The sequence below is a fragment of the Sphingobacterium yanglingense genome (assembly GCF_004363245.1).
Taxonomy (GTDB): domain Bacteria; phylum Bacteroidota; class Bacteroidia; order Sphingobacteriales; family Sphingobacteriaceae; genus Sphingobacterium; species Sphingobacterium yanglingense.
Map to the genome: position 1 here is coordinate 823,541 of NZ_SNYV01000011.1, position 14,245 is coordinate 837,785.

A 14,245-nucleotide genomic window follows, 5' to 3' on the forward strand; every position below is an offset into this window, starting at 1 on the left:
CAATGATACAATATAATTTACAAAGAAATTTGTAGTAAAGGAAACTTATCCCTACTTTTAAGTATCCTAACTTGGGTTATTCAGTTATTATAGATACTTAAAATTATGAATCTACTATTTATCGGCACACAAGAGTTGTTTATCCTATTACCCCTAGTCTATGGCCTTTTTATTATAGCTATATTTTATGCGTTGTACAAAGTACTATCTAGGCTATTAAATCGCTATTTGGCAGCAAAGCGCGAGCAAACTGCAGCCCTACTCCTACAGAGCGATGCTCTGAAAGAAATCGCTACAGCAATTCGAGAATCAAATGATAAGAACGGTGTAACACAGGAGATAATTTAACTATATTCAATGGGAATGATTCAATACTACCTTCGGGTAGATCAGAAAGTTTTAGAAAGCTTTTTAGAAGACAGCAAAGTTTTAATAGATGTAGCATATAGCAAGAATGAATCTGATGATTATGCTCTATTAGATCTCGACAAATCATGGGAAGGTATCTTTTATCTGGTAACAGGTTCAAGCTTAGCTGATGCTTTCACCAACGAACTGCCTCAACTACCGCTGCTCTTTGGCCCTTCACAAATTGACCCTGAGCTGGACATGGGATATGGACCTGCAACTTTCACTAGCCCCGAACAGACCAAAGAGATGTACTATATCATAAAAGACCTCTCTAGAGAAGAGCTTGCTGCCAGATTCGATCCGGATAAAATGTTTAAAGAGGATTTATATCCGGATATCTGGGACGACGAAAACGCTTTAGATTACCTGTTGGACTTTTTCGAAGATCTTAGAGGTTTTTATAAAGATGCCGTAGAAAACAACCAGGCTATGGTAATGTATTTGTCTTAAGATTGATTGTTTTATGATATATAATTTACTTCTACGAGGTCGTATGAAGAATATTTTTTCAACTGTAAGCTTCTTCGCTTTGTTGATTTTTTCGGTTCCTTCTTTAGGCCAAGCGACTATTACAGCAGTCTAGAGGAAAATGTATTGAAAAGCGAGATAGAGAAGCTTGAAACGGAGATCACGGCTGATTGCTATGAAAACTTCTATCGCTTGGTAAGAGATGAGCTGATCGAAATTATTTAGATTGGCAACTCATCATCCTCGATAAGGAAACTGTACTCGCAGCTATCATTCATACAGATATGATGTTGAGTAAGTTTTTGTTTCTTGGCTATCTCTAAAAAGTGGAAGGAACCAGCCAAACAATATAAAACTTGGTACAAATCGCAAGATGGATTTGCCCTTGGCGAAGTACAGTTTGTAAAAGTAGAAGATCATACATGGATAGCAAACATGATCGGGCAACATAGAATCTATAAGGATGAAGTGGGTAATCCACCTATCGGTTATGAAGCAGTAAGATCTGCCTTAGAAAAAGTGGCTGACCATGCTCTACAGTACGATGCTTCAATACATATGCCCTGTATAGGTTGCGGCTTGGCGGGTGGCACCTGGGATAAGATAGAGCCGCTGCTATTAGAATGTTTGTCCAGTAAGGGTGTGCAGGTGCCTGTGTATGATTTTTAGCATCTTAATCTTCTTGGTTTTGATTTCACTGATATTAATAGTGGACTATGTTATTCCGTTTCGAGATCTGGTGATACCGGGATGGAATACGTTGATAATTCCAGCGGAGGCTGTAAGATCAATAATAGGCCTTATTCTCCTGGTGCTGTTAGGGATATATCTTTACGTGCAGATCAAGAAGATTCCGAAGAGGTAGAAATGTAAGAATAAATTAATGTAACCCTTCTGTTAACTTTATGACAATGAATACTATCGGCATAAGAATTGACGTTATATCAGTATTCATAATTTAGGTTAATAATTGGTTAGTTAGCACACCCTGAAGCTCCCCGCTCCAGGGATTTTTTTTGGTTCATCAAATCAATTGCTGATGCTTTAAATATTGTTCTTTTTCATCTCACTAACTGCGTGATCTACGGCACGTGCTGTCAGTGCCATGAAGGTCAGCGATGGGTTCTGGGTTCCGGTGGAGGTCATACAGGCACCATCGGTCACGAAGACATTGGGGCAGCTATGTACCTGATTCCACTTATTAAGGATTGATGTCTTAGGGTCATGCCCCATACGTGCACCGCCCATCTCATGAATATCTAGTCCCGGATTTTTGGCTATCCGATTTTGCTGTATATTCTTCGCTCCAGCGACATCCAACATTTCGGCGCCCTGAGTAAGGAAATCTTCTAAGCTTTTGTAATCATTTTCCTGATAACCTACCGATGTAATAAGCTGTGGAATACCGTAGCCATCGACTGCTGTATCGCTGAGGCGAACATGATTTTTGGCGTGGGGAATAGTCTCTCCCTGCATCATCATAAATACGCGCCATTTGCCCGGCATAAGTAATGCATCTTTATAATCAGCCCCTACCCCTTCGGCAGAGTGATCTGCAGCATTCCTATAGGCTGAGAAAAAGGATGCATACCCCCGTAGAAAATCAGTATCTTGCTGATGCACATTTCTAAAATTGGGAATAAGTGGTTGCGTGGGGCGTCTCCCATAATAATATTTATCCTCAAAGCCGTCGACCTCAGCTGAGATATGCCCCATGTAGTTGTGAAATGCGACATATCTGCCTAAAAGGCCATTGTCATTGCCTAGTCCGCTGGGGAATCGCTGGGATTTTGAATTCAACAAGATCTGATTACTGGCCAACGCCGAGGCATTGAGGAAGATAACTCTTGCATAATACTGATGGACCTCTTTGGTAATCCTATCGACAATCTGTACACCTATAGCTTTGCCCTGAATATCATCATACAGAATTGACTCGACTACAGCATCCGGACGTAAAGTGAGATTACCGGTCTTGGTCGCCCAGGGTATGGTAGAAGCATTGGAACTAAAATAGCCACCAAAGGGACATCCCCGATTACACAATGAGCGTGCCATGCACTGTGTGCGTCCCTGCGCTATATGAACGGGTTGCGGCTTAGTGACATGGGCACAGCGCCCACTGATGACTTGTCTATCGGTATAGCTGGTATTGATGCTGCGCTGTATCATCTTCTCGATGCTATTGAGCTCAAAGGGCGGCAGAAATTCTCCATCAGGCATGGATGTATTGCCTTCTTTTTTTCCAGAAACTCCAATAAACCGCTCTACATGACTATACCACGGTGCAATATCCTTGTACCGTATGGGCCAGTCTACAGCAAAGCCATCGCGCGCCGGTCCCTCAAAATCAAAATCGGACCAACGCTGTACTTGTCTGGCCCAAGTCAGTGACTTGCCTCCCACCTGATAGCTCCGTATCCAGTCAAAAGGTTGCTCCTGTATATAGGGTTGCTCACTGTCTTTAGTAAAGAAATGCATGGTATCCTCTCCATAGGCATAGCATTTTGATACGATCGGATTATCCTTGGAAACCGACAGCGGTACCCGATTATGATGTTCGAACTGCCAGATGTCATGATGTGCTGTTGGGTAATCCTTGATGTGCTTAACATCCTTGCCTCGCTCTAACATTAAGGTTTTGAGACCATGCTCGCAGAGCTCCTTCGCAGCCCAGCCTCCAGAAATCCCTGAACCGATGACTATGGCATCAAAGTGTCGATTATCTAAACTATCTTTCATTATTGGTGGATAATTAATAGACATCACTTAAGGCAATCTTTACACCTGTCTCTCGACTACGCTGTGCGGCCTGCATAAACTGAAATATCTCGATGGTCTCGCTCGCTGATACAGGAGGGAGACCGGTATCAAAGAAGGTCAGTATCTCGGCTACCAAAGGACCATATCCCACAAAAGGGCCTAATGGAGATATACCGATCTCGCCAAAGGCAACGCCAGCAATATTGGAAGCTCCACGGCGTATCCCACGGACTGTACCAGTGCGACCATCGCTCCAGACACCAATTACTTGCTCAAAATCGGGGTGATACACGCGATACACTTCCTTACAGCCTGTCCCCATTACGGTAAATAGCATCTCTACACCGTGGATCATATACCAAGCCTGATCGATGTGATGTGGTTCGATCTCTGCAGGAGTGTATACGTCTGCTCCGAGTACCTTGCCAATCTTGCCGCTGGTAACTTCACGTACCAACTGGTCGTACCGCAACGAGGAAGAGGAAAAGATAGGTACCTGTTTGCGTTCAGCCAAATCAAATATAGCTTTGACCTTAGCGAGATTCTCGGCCATAGGCTTATCTACAAACAGCGGTTTGCCAGCCTTGATGACCTGTTCGGCCTGCTCGAGATGTACCCGACCATCGTTAGACTCTAGAAGAATGTAGTCGACTTTGCTCAATAGACTTTCTATAGAATCGACAACTTCTACTCCCATATCACGCATGACCTGTATAATACGCGGCTTCATTTCTAAAGCCGAGGAAATGTCTTTACTACCATGGGGATAAGCTGCGACAACACGGTATCCCCTATCCTTGAGCGTTCCCTGGTTAATATCCTTGGTAAACATCTCACTATGTGAGGTATCTAAACCGATGATACCAATCTTCTTGATGGGCTGCTGCTCGCCGGCTGTACTGAAAGACTGTGTCAATACCAAGCCTCCGGTCAGTAAGCCCATTTTCTGTAAGAATGCACGACGTCCAGCAGGAGTTTGCTTCAAATTATTATCCATTGTCTTCATCATTTATATTTTTGGCATTGGAGGTAGACTGAAACCATTATGATAGGTGTGTTTGATCCACTCATTGGCTGCTTCCAACGCGTTAACTTTGGTAAATTGTCGATCAAACTTAGGATCTCCATCGATGACGCTAAACTCATCGACAGACACGATATCGAGCTGATCAGAGGGTTGAATATTGGTAAATTTCATCTTTGCTCCGTCCCAAAGCAAGTCGCGATGCAGTCCCTGTAGCCGGACAGCAAGAACGCCCATAACGACGGTTTCGTTCAAGGGACCCGCAAACGCAAAGTTGGAACTTGCCTCCTTACGGTTTGCTTTAGACTCTTTGGATGCACGGATCCAATCTTGCTCGTGGGCATTGGAGGTCCAGATATTACCATTGCCCCCAGGTACCCTAGGAATCCAGGCTTTCGGTTTATTGAAATTGTCCATCCTTGAAACTGGTAATAAAGTGGGGTTCATCCCATAGCAGCCTGTCATAATCTTACCTTTCTTGCCAACGAAAATGATACCACCGTTCTCATCGCCCATCATCATCCCTGGGACTAGCTCAGTAGGTCGGTCGGGCAACAAACCGCCATCATACCAATGCACGGTAACCTCAGGCATATTGACCTGTCTGATTCGGCCACGGGCAGGAAAGGTATATTTTACGATCTCGGCATGCGGTGGCGAATAAAGGTTGCTCAATGTAGAACTACCATTGACCTTGATCGGGTACTTAAGATCGAGTGCCCAATAGATAGGATCCATAATGTGACAGGCCATATCTCCCAGTGCTCCGGTTCCGAAATCCCACCAACCCCGCCAATTCCATGGCGTGTAAGCTTGATTGTACGGACGCCTGGCTGCTGGGCCTAAAAACAGATTCCAATCCAACTCGGAAGGAACCATCATCTCCTGTTTGGGCTTCATCAAACCCTGTGGCCAGATCGGTCTATTGGTCCAGCAATGTACCTCGTAGACCTCGCCAATGGTATCGGATTGTATCCACTCGGCGACCTCTCTACAGGCATCAAAGGAATTTCCCTGATTACCCATCTGTGTAGCAACACCGTATTGCTGAGCCAATGCAGTCAACAGCCTGGACTCATATACGGAATGGGTCATCGGCTTTTGAGTATAACAATGCTTTCCGAGGGTGATGGCATGTGCAGTGACACCTGCATGGGTATGATCAGGGGTAGCTACCATGATGGCATCGATACTGCTTCCCATCTGATCAAACATCGTCCGCCAGTCCTTGAAGGTCTTGGCTTTGGGATAATCGGCAAAGGTCTTACCTGCGTATTTCCAATCCACGTCACACAATGCGACAATATTTTCGGTATTCATATTGGCCAGATTGCGTCTCCCCATACCGCCAACACCAATACCTGCAATATTTAACTTATCACTGGGGGCAGTATGGCCAAACTTCTTGCCTAATACGGTATTGGATACAATGGTAAAGCCTGTCATTAAGGCTGCATTTTTAATAAAGGTTCTTCTTGAATTTTCCATGATATACTATGTAGGGTACTTATTAATTAATGGGTTCTATTTCCAGAATCAAGGCTTCTCTTGGTTCTAACTCGAGGACGGTATAAACCTTTCCGTTCTGGTAGGTTCCGATAAACTGTTTCTTATTTTCGATACTTCTATAAAGATTACCTCGATCGGCAAGGTCATAGTCCTGTGCCTTAAAATCCAGTCGTATATGTGTTTTGACGCTGCCTAAGTGAACTATTGGTAATCCTAACTGACCGTCTGCAGAATGCCAGGCTCCTATCAAAACGGTGGGCATATCTTTTTGAAAAGCACGTACATGTTCGTTCTGCCCAGCATAAATAGATAATTTGGATAGTGTTATCTGCTGCATCAATGGAGCAGGTAGAATCACTGGTGGACGACAAAAAGCACCATACAAAAGATATTGTGGGTACTGCTTACGCAGTCTGGCCAGTCTTAATAAATAGTTAATCTCCTGGGGACGTTGTAGCAATTGATCGGCTGTAAAATTAGCCAACATAGGTTGCATACCCCATATAAATGAACGTCCCTGCTCTATCATAAACTGTTGGCTATAGATACTGTCCAACAGTCCTTGGGTATCGGGTCGATTAGCCTGAGGCCATTTCTCATCGTAAGGTGGGCTCATCAAGGAGGAATAACTACCATAACTCAATGCATATTCATGATACACAGACTGAAAGAGTGGAATAGGCTCCCAGCCGTCATCTCCAGCATAGCGCTCGCGGCTGACCTGCAGGGAAAGAAACAGATCCAAGGATGGCAGCCAAGCTTCACAGGAGCCTTCGCCGGAAAGCGCGGTAGCGATAGAGCCTCGTTCACGAACTTCGTGAGCCATCTGCTGGGAAGCATGGGCCCAAAAATTACCTCCACCAATGGGATGCCCATGTGTCGGATCGTAGCACTCGCGCTGTATACAGGCTTGATCCATATAAATGCCGCTAAGCCCAAAATCGCGGAGTAAAGTGTCTGCCAGGTCGGCGTACCAATCTCGCCAGAAGGGGGTGCCTACACACATATTGGTCAATGATCTATTGGTAAACACATTGTACACATGGGTATGTAGCTGACCGGAGGGACTTTTGATCGCGTAACGTGCTGCCTCTTGTTTTTTCCAACTTGCTGTCTGATCGCCCCATTGTAAAGCGTTCATATAGACTAATGCATGAATGCCGTGTTTCTTGGCTAAAGTGATATGGTCCCGAAAGCTATTGGTGCCTTCCCGAGGCGGTAGGTATTCCGGAAAGCTGTCGTCATAGGAGCCCTGATGCCACCAATGCCAAAGCACGCTAATAGGCTCATCAAACTGTTGGCGTAAAGCGTATAGCGGTTGTAATACTTCTTCCGAACGGCCCCTATTCCATATCCAAAGGCCTGTAGCTAATACCCAATCGGGAATAAGTCTGTTTTTGAGACGGCTCTGCTGTGCCCAGTCTTGTTGCACCGCCCAACTTTTGTAGAGGGTAGCCGCGGTCATCCAATCTCCCTGGTAACCACCAATAACAACGGAATAAGGTATTTTGTATGTGGCACTTGGAGAAAGTGACGGAATGTGTTCGATATCGAGTACCATCCCCCTATCCTGATCGAAACGTGCCGCAAACTGCTTGGCGTACATCGCTGTATCGGTACAGGCCAAATAGAGTCCTTCCTTGTCGTAGAGTGTTAAAAACTGCATGGATAGCAGACCAGGATATGTCCAGCTAAAACTGTGTACCCCAGAGGACTGAAGTGCCTGTCCAGGTTGTCTCATCAACTCGCCCATCCAATGGGGTACAGCCAGTGTACCATCAGCAAGCTCATCAATTCCACTGACCTGTGGAAAGGAAACCCGACTTAAAATCATATCGCTCATACCCTCTACTGCTATATTCCAATATGACAGTGATGTGAGCGAATCTATACGGATGTGGACGGCAATGGTAAATGCCGATGCTGACTCGCCCTTGTAGGAGCGCCAAATCAACTGGGCCTCGTTGGGAGCAGCACACATGATTTCAAAATCGATAAAATCCTGGGGACGTACAATAACAGACTGCCCCTGATCTATCATCGATAGTGTCCAAAGATGATTGATACGGGATACTTCGTCACGGATTATTGTGCCAGCGGTCTTGTGATGTAAAGCCCGGAGTATACCCGTATGCCGGTCTATTTCGACACGGAGATCTCCTCCGCTTAGCAATACCTTCTCAGAGGTATAAGATCGTGCTGCCTGAGGCTGCGCCAGGCCTGGCACAATGTATACTATACAAAGTGCCATGGCGCAGGAAAGAGAACCTAAAATCTGTCTTATCAAATAAAAACACTTCATATCTTCTAATGGGATTAAAGAGTTGGCAAGCCGAGTTTCTGCCGCCGTACGACCGTTTCACATAATCGCTTGTACATTGTCTTGTGTACAGGAACAGTGGAGGTAAATAACTTTAGAATAGTACTCTCGGACTGGTAGTAGGCTATTTTTTTGGTATCGAAAATATTATTCTGGCCGAATACGTCAAGATATTCGTTAAACTTGGTTCTATAGGGATCAAAGTAGAGAATGTTGTCGTCGAATTCCATCTCTAAGCCCAGTCCATAGGTGATAGCTGCATTGCAGGCTGCCTGCAATCTACTAAAGGGCACCGTACTATAGAAGAAATAATTAGGCTGTAGATAACTGTCCGAAAATCCTAAGGCTGTTGGGTTGGTGTAGCCGGGTGACTGCCACCAGGGAATCCAATTGAAACTAAGATTCAATCCGCTCAGGTAGCTGCCCATATCTGCAATGGTGGTTCCATTGTCCTCTATCGCCTCTCCTATCCAATAAAAGCCGTCTAGGGTGAGGTGTCGGAAATTAGCCGCATTGAAGCGCGCGCTCACCTCATCAACGAACCATTTACAGGCTTTGGTCTTATGCCCGGCTGTTTGAAAATTAAGCCAAATTCCTTCAGCCATTCCCCAATTGTTGGCAACGGCTGTCAAGGGCTCTGGAATACCGATGACAATCCGTCTCTTAGAAGGTGGCTGTCCTGCACTCCAGGTGGCGTCCTCAATAGCCTGGTCCAACTCATGCAAGGAACGCCCCTGCTCAAAATATTTATCGATCAATGTCGCCCAATTGGCTTTTTGTGCCGGTTTAGCAGGGTCGCCGTGGCCTACAGTGAAAGAAAAACCTAGATCATCGCTGAGTTCTAAAAATAAAAACCCATCAAACATCCATTCATATACGTGTTGGTCGTTTTTATAAACCACGTAAGGATGAAACGCGTAATAATCCCAAACCTGCCCCTTATTGGTACCACCACCATAAATAAGTACCATATCACGTATGTGATTATTATGATAAGATGCAGCAGTGGAGACAAGATGTGTATCCATTGGTTTCAATCCGTCAATGCTAAAATCAGTACTGTAAGGTTGCTTTTGACAGGCAAAAAGCACCATTAGAAGAATGTACCACATCATCCTTTTAGACAAAAGGAATACTGTTCTGTATAAAATCATATCTCTACAGATTAAATTGTTAATAATTCAGAAAAGATCCTGCAGCAGGACTACTGCAGGACTAACAACATCAATGTTTTATATAAGGTGGATTCTGTACTTTTTGCCTTTTGGTAATAATCTCACTCAATCTCTTGTACAGCTCTTGATCTGCTGGGTTTATGGATTGGTAGAGCTTTAAAATAGTATTTACAGATTGATAATAAGCTAGCTTCTTGGTGTCGTATACAAGATTTTCTTCAAAAACGTCCAGATAATCATTTAGTTTGCCACCATTGCCTCCCAATACGGACTCATCGAATTCGATCTCAAGATCGATATCGTGCTTATTGGCTTCGACAGTGGCCTCCTGTAGACGTGAGAACGGTACGTCATAGAAGAAGTAGTTGGGCTGTAAATAGACTTCGCTAAAACCATACTTCTGAGCATTGTCGTAACCTGGCGACTTCCACCAGGGAATCCATACAAAGGTCATATCTTTCTTTTTGAGGTAATCTCCGACAAACGAAATCATCTCTCCTGTATGATCTACCTCCTCGGCAATCCAGTAAAAGCCCTCTAATTCTAGATTTTTAAATGCTGCATTGGTAAAAGCAGTACGGGCTTGATCTATAAACCACGTACAGCCCGCTACACGGTCCTCGTCTTTGGAAAAATCGAGCATCTTACCGTCCACTTCTCCCCACTGTACGGCACCGCGCATAGGCTCGGGGATACCGATGACGACTTTTCGCTTTTGATTCGGTGAACCAATTTCTTTTGTGGTTTTATCCAAACGCTGATCTAGTGCTGATATAGATTGTCCTTCTTTGAAGTAATTCTGAATCAAAGCCTCCCAATGTACTTTCAACCCCGGGTTGGGCGCATGCCCTGTAGTATAAGCATGTCCGTCGCCATCATTGAGCTCTAAAAAGAGAAAACCGTCAAACATCCATTCGGCTGTCGACCCGTTCTGATAAGAGACATAGGGGACAAACTTGTCGTCGGTCCATTTATCGACAGCCGCTTTACCTGCCCCATAAATCAGTACCAGATCTCGGATACTGGACTTCTTTCCTTCGTTAGGTTCTACGGGATTTACCGGTTCTTCTTCGGTCTCCTGTCCTGTATAATCGGGATACATATAATCCCTTGCACAGGATATCATACTTGTGTTCACCAAGAGACACATGATGAGGTATATATTTATCTTATTCATTGTTTCAAAATTTTATCTTAATACACTACTACTCGACTAGATAATCCATTCGGTATTTACGGATTCCGGCATTGGAAGCGGATTGATTGGAAATCGCGCTCAACCCAACGAAGATATCCACCTGAAATCCTTTGACCTTGGCATGTAAATCGCCAGAAGTAAAATCTGTACTGATACCTAGAGCCCCTGATTCGAAAACTTTAAGATCTTCGTAACCGGTCTGTCCTGGCATCAAACTAAGTTTGCTCTTGTCAGTAATCTCGAAAACAACCAAGCGTGCTTCTGAAGTAGCCTGTTTGCCCTGTGTCAACATCGCCACGAAAGTATCACTCTGTACTGTAAACACATCGTAGGCCAATATCTTGTAACCGTGGGATTTGGGATTCAATTGGTACGTTGCACCTGATGGCTCCTGTATCTCGAAACGACTTCCTTTACCATCGTTTTCATTGGCTCCATCATTATACCAGGATATATAGAGATCTGAATCACTGGTTGTATTAGCTCTTTTGACAAGTGCGATATCCCAGCTGCCTCCGGTCTTGAGGACATCGTATTTTACGACCTTAGGTACGGATGACACGGGAACTCCATTATTCAATTCCCAGGAATAGTATTGTCCGTTGGGCATCGTGGTATAAGTGTAGGCTTTGCCGCTACGGATATTTCCGGTTATAGTGGTCTTGTTGACACCAAACTGTTCAATATTGAGCGGATCCCAGGATACAAACGTAAATAGCTTGTCGTAGCTGTTGTTGGTCTCGCCAAACCGCCAGAACTCATAGCCTTTGCCGAATTCATTTTTCGTGGTGATCGCTATATTACCATTCGAATCACCTGAAATCTGCGTTGCAAAGGTCGTTGGCTGATCGATCTTGCCAGTAGCTTGTCCATTTTCAGTGTTGAAGGAATGAATCTTGCCTAAACTCCAGTCTTCAAACTCACCGATATAGAAATGGTTTTCGGCCAAAGCAAAACTCCGGATATTAGTCCGCGTCAAACCGAGGTCTTCGATACTCCGAAACCATAGCTGTGTGAACTTTGTTTTGTTAAACTTGGTAGGACGGATTTCAATAGTATGTGTCCGCAGTGTCCCCTTACCATCGGTAACCTGGATAACCATCGGTTCTGTGAAATCCGCAATTGTACCATTGACATTTGGCGATATGCTACATGTAGGTTGAAGTTTGATTCGAACCTGAAGTTTGGTGAGATCTAATGGTTCTTTGCTTGTATTGGGAACCTCAATAATAATACGGTCTCCATCTTGATACGGTGCTACTTGGGTCGATTGGTATTCTAACGTACCATTAAGTTTAGTCACTCCAAACTCCAATAGGCCTACCGTATAATTCATACCTGTCTTCTTGACGGTAATGTGGTATTCTTTGGATTCCCCTCCAGCGGCCATCACGCGTATGCTGGCGGGCTGAGTAAGATCTCTAACTCCTTCCAGTCCTGACTCGATGACTGTACCTACGGGGAGGGAGGCTACAAGCTCCATTCGGGAGAGGTCATTTTCGACGAGCTCCCCTACATCTGAGGCATAGATTGGCACCTCGAATGTAATCTGATCATCGGTGATCTCGCCTTGATAATAGCGTTCGGTGCCAACAAAGCGGACACTGATCGACTTTATACTGGTATCTGAGCTATAGCTGCGTTCGTCTACTTTTTTACATCCACATATCTGATACATGATGAAAAAACTCAGGAAAAGTTTTATAATTATTTTCATGTCAATCTTGTTTTAGATATTACTGCCATAGGAGATCCTGCTCGCATGCCGTATTATTGCGCACCTCAAATTCTGGAATAGGCACGGTATAGTACCGTTCAGGAAAATAATGATCCGCCTTGTCGCAATCGACAATACTATAAGTAAAGCCTGTATCTTCTTTTGTAATCTCCACACCATGCATACGCTTGGCATCTAATACAGACTGCGCTAGCTGCCATCGTCTCAGATCCCAATAGCGGTGCCCCTCGACAGCAAATTCACAGATCTTTTCTTTTTGTAAGTCTTGCAAATAAGCTGTCCAGCTACTCTGTAATGGCTTATTGGGTAGACCTACCCTGTTCCGGATTTTGTTCAGGTAATTGTATGCCTTACCATAGTCGCCCATGTGAGCATATGCTTCGGATAATATGCAGAGGATCTCCGCATAGCGCATTTCTATCCAATATTGATCACTTTTTTCCTGAATAAAGTCTTTGGGCTTACTATCTAGGAATTTGCGGATAAAATAGCCTGTAACGGTACGATTACGTGCATTGCCATCGAAGTATTCGATATACCCATCCTTGCCGCCTACATAAGTTTCGATCTGGCGTCCTTTCCAATCGGCCCCATTGTATAACACTGTAGCGTAAAAGCGTGGTTCTCGATTGAGATAGGGATCGCTAGCGTGCAACGGATTGCTCCAATCGAAAGCCTGCCATTGTCCAGCTTGCTGAATGTCGAAACTACTTACTAGCTCTTCGGTAGGAGATGCATAGCCGCCATAACGTTCCATATCGCCTGTAGGACTAAAATACCTATCAAAATCATGTGTCAAAGTAAGCCTTTGGTAGTATGAGGCCAAGATGATTTCTTTATTATGTGTCAGATTGAATACCTGGGTATAATCATCCAGTAGCATATAGGTGCCTTTGGCCGTAGCCAAGATCTCAACCTGCCGTGCGCCAAAGATGGCATCATTCCACTTTTTTGCGTACAAGGCAGACCGTGCCATAATACCGTAGGCGGCACCTTTGGTAATACGTCCAGTGTGGGCAGCATCCCAACTTTCAGGAAGCTTTTCGGCTATATCTTTGAGTTCTTGAATAACCCATGTCCATGATTCGTCAACAGAAGATCGCTTCTTGTTCTTCTCCGCTGGTCCATCTAGTTTTTCATTGTCTACACGGAGAACAACACCTCCATGACGAACAATAAGCTTGTGATAAAGAAAGGCGCGTAAAAAGCGAACCTCTGCAATACGGATCTGTAATTGCTTGGCATCGATCTTGTCACCGTAACGACCTGCATCAATAATGAACTCATTGAGGGATTTTATTTTTTCATAGGTTGTGGCCCAAGGACTCAGCGCTTCAGTCGATGCAGGGCTGAGGTAACTGGGACGCATATTGATTCTATTATGCTCGGTATCCATATAGGTCTGCGAATACTTGATAATATCCGCATATCCATCTGTAAGGCTGACTCCTTCTATCTCCGCATACATATAGAGCGCTCCGTACAGACTATTGATGTAGAGGTCTAAATTATCTACATTTTTCCAGACGATTTCATTTGAATACTTGTCCCGAGGTGTGACATCCAATGATTTGTTACAACCGCCCAAACATAAAAGCAGACAAAGCATAGCTAATGTTTTATTCTTAAAAGTCTTCAT

The 14,245-nt window shown here is 44.4% G+C and carries 12 protein-coding genes; 4 read left to right on the forward strand and 8 right to left on the reverse strand.

Annotation, left to right across the window (positions count from 1 at the left end; translation table 11 throughout):
• The first annotated feature begins 105 nt into the window (after positions 1-105).
• The 4 genes from CLV99_RS05845 (at position 106) to CLV99_RS23460 (ending at position 1,752) form a co-directional block, all read left to right on the forward strand.
• Positions 106-348 (forward strand): hypothetical protein, encoded by a 243-nt coding sequence (locus CLV99_RS05845; protein ID WP_133583538.1) that lies wholly within the window; start codon positions 106-108, stop codon positions 346-348.
• Positions 349-357: 9 nt separating this feature from the next.
• Positions 358-861, forward strand: a complete 504-nt coding sequence (locus tag CLV99_RS05850; protein ID WP_133583539.1) for a YfbM family protein — start codon at positions 358-360, stop codon at positions 859-861.
• A 327-nt stretch (positions 862-1,188) separates the two neighbouring features.
• Entirely contained in the window at positions 1,189-1,548 is a 360-nt protein-coding gene (locus CLV99_RS05855) for a macro domain-containing protein (RefSeq protein WP_133583540.1), read from the forward strand.
• An 81-nt stretch (positions 1,549-1,629) separates the two neighbouring features.
• Positions 1,630-1,752 carry a hypothetical protein gene (locus CLV99_RS23460; RefSeq protein WP_262708271.1) on the forward strand — a complete coding sequence of 41 codons (123 nt, stop codon included), beginning with the start codon at positions 1,630-1,632 and terminating at the stop codon, positions 1,750-1,752.
• A 171-nt stretch (positions 1,753-1,923) separates the two neighbouring features.
• On the opposite strand, the gene CLV99_RS05860 is transcribed toward CLV99_RS23460, so the two are convergent.
• From CLV99_RS05860 to CLV99_RS05895, 8 genes are all read right to left on the reverse strand, one after another.
• On the reverse strand, positions 1,924-3,621 hold the full coding sequence (locus tag CLV99_RS05860) for a GMC oxidoreductase (RefSeq protein ID WP_133583541.1): 1,698 nt from the start codon (positions 3,619-3,621) through the stop codon (positions 1,924-1,926).
• 13 nt (positions 3,622-3,634) lie between these two features.
• Positions 3,635-4,639 (reverse strand): Gfo/Idh/MocA family protein, encoded by a 1,005-nt coding sequence (locus CLV99_RS05865; RefSeq protein ID WP_211348427.1) that lies wholly within the window; start codon positions 4,637-4,639, stop codon positions 3,635-3,637.
• Between the two features lie 12 nt (positions 4,640-4,651).
• A complete protein-coding gene (locus CLV99_RS05870; RefSeq protein WP_133583542.1) occupies positions 4,652-6,154 on the reverse strand; it encodes a Gfo/Idh/MocA family protein in 1,503 nt (500 codons plus the stop codon).
• Positions 6,155-6,176: 22 nt separating this feature from the next.
• The gene (locus CLV99_RS05875; RefSeq protein ID WP_133583543.1) at positions 6,177-8,477 is read right to left on the reverse strand and encodes a DUF6259 domain-containing protein; all 2,301 of its coding nucleotides are present in this window, start codon (positions 8,475-8,477) and stop codon (positions 6,177-6,179) included.
• Between the two features lie 14 nt (positions 8,478-8,491).
• Positions 8,492-9,610 (reverse strand): DUF4855 domain-containing protein, encoded by a 1,119-nt coding sequence (locus tag CLV99_RS05880; RefSeq protein WP_162850036.1) that lies wholly within the window; start codon positions 9,608-9,610, stop codon positions 8,492-8,494.
• 109 nt (positions 9,611-9,719) lie between these two features.
• Positions 9,720-10,847 carry a DUF4855 domain-containing protein gene (locus CLV99_RS05885; RefSeq protein WP_133583545.1) on the reverse strand — a complete coding sequence of 376 codons (1,128 nt, stop codon included), beginning with the start codon at positions 10,845-10,847 and terminating at the stop codon, positions 9,720-9,722.
• Between the two features lie 28 nt (positions 10,848-10,875).
• Positions 10,876-12,585 carry a DUF5018 domain-containing protein gene (locus CLV99_RS05890; RefSeq protein WP_133583546.1) on the reverse strand — a complete coding sequence of 570 codons (1,710 nt, stop codon included), beginning with the start codon at positions 12,583-12,585 and terminating at the stop codon, positions 10,876-10,878.
• Positions 12,586-12,604: 19 nt separating this feature from the next.
• A complete protein-coding gene (locus tag CLV99_RS05895; protein ID WP_133583547.1) occupies positions 12,605-14,245 on the reverse strand; it encodes a RagB/SusD family nutrient uptake outer membrane protein in 1,641 nt (546 codons plus the stop codon).

Coding starts and splice junctions, on each gene's coding strand:
- CLV99_RS05865 (WP_211348427.1), bottom strand. CDS start 4,639: ATGGATAATAATTTGAAGCAAACTCCTGCTGGACGTCGTGCATTCTTA.
- CLV99_RS23460 (WP_262708271.1), top strand. CDS start 1,630: ATGGAATACGTTGATAATTCCAGCGGAGGCTGTAAGATCAATAATAGG.
- CLV99_RS05850 (WP_133583539.1), top strand. CDS start 358: ATGGGAATGATTCAATACTACCTTCGGGTAGATCAGAAAGTTTTAGAA.
- CLV99_RS05880 (WP_162850036.1), bottom strand. CDS start 9,610: ATGATGTGGTACATTCTTCTAATGGTGCTTTTTGCCTGTCAAAAGCAA.
- CLV99_RS05845 (WP_133583538.1), top strand. CDS start 106: ATGAATCTACTATTTATCGGCACACAAGAGTTGTTTATCCTATTACCC.
- CLV99_RS05870 (WP_133583542.1), bottom strand. CDS start 6,154: ATGGAAAATTCAAGAAGAACCTTTATTAAAAATGCAGCCTTAATGACA.
- CLV99_RS05875 (WP_133583543.1), bottom strand. CDS start 8,477: ATGAAGTGTTTTTATTTGATAAGACAGATTTTAGGTTCTCTTTCCTGC.
- CLV99_RS05895 (WP_133583547.1), bottom strand. CDS start 14,245: ATGAAGACTTTTAAGAATAAAACATTAGCTATGCTTTGTCTGCTTTTA.
- CLV99_RS05885 (WP_133583545.1), bottom strand. CDS start 10,847: ATGAATAAGATAAATATATACCTCATCATGTGTCTCTTGGTGAACACA.
- CLV99_RS05890 (WP_133583546.1), bottom strand. CDS start 12,585: ATGAAAATAATTATAAAACTTTTCCTGAGTTTTTTCATCATGTATCAG.
- CLV99_RS05860 (WP_133583541.1), bottom strand. CDS start 3,621: ATGAAAGATAGTTTAGATAATCGACACTTTGATGCCATAGTCATCGGT.